The sequence below is a fragment of the Winogradskyella sp. A3E31 genome, from assembly GCF_046720935.1.
GTDB lineage: Bacteria > Bacteroidota > Bacteroidia > Flavobacteriales > Flavobacteriaceae > Winogradskyella.
Genome location: NZ_JBHNWH010000032.1, coordinates 1 through 619 on the forward strand (window position 1 = coordinate 1; position 619 = coordinate 619).

The 619-nt window shown below is 49.1% G+C and carries 1 pseudogene; it reads right to left on the bottom strand.

Annotated features, from left to right (window positions below):
• A pseudogene (locus ACFEMA_RS14730) lies at positions 1 to 619 on the bottom strand (hypothetical protein); the annotation flags it as partial.

The window sequence follows — 619 nt, forward strand, 5'->3', positions numbered from 1 at the left end:
ATTTGTGCTATCATAGCCTGTGTAACCTGCTGGTTGCATTGGGTCACATGGGTCGTTTAAGTCCGTACCGTCATTGATCTCATTGTCATCATCGATACCATCACCGTCCGTATCACCCGGGTTACTGTATGGGTCTGTACCATTGGTGAACTCATCACCGTTGCTCACTCCATCACCATCACAGTCCGCTGTCTGCCATATTGTATTTGTGCTATCATAACCAGTATAACCTGCTGGTTGCATTGGGTCACATGGGTCGTTAGGATCAGTTCCATTTGTAGTCTCAGTATCATCATCGATACCATCACCGTCCGTATCACCTGGATTGCTGTATGGGTCGGTACCGTTGGTGAACTCATCACCATTGATTACACCATCACCGTCACAGTCCGCTGCTTGCCAGATCGCATTTGTGTTATCATAGCCTGTATAGCCCGCAGCCTGCATTGGGTCACATGGGTCGTTTAAGTCCGTACCGTCATTGGTCTCATTGTCATCGTCAATACCATCACCGTCCGTATCACCAGGGTTGCTGTATGGGTCGGTACCGTTGGTGAACTCATCACCGTTGCTCACTCCATCACCATCACAGTCCGCTGACTGCCAGATTGCATTTGTG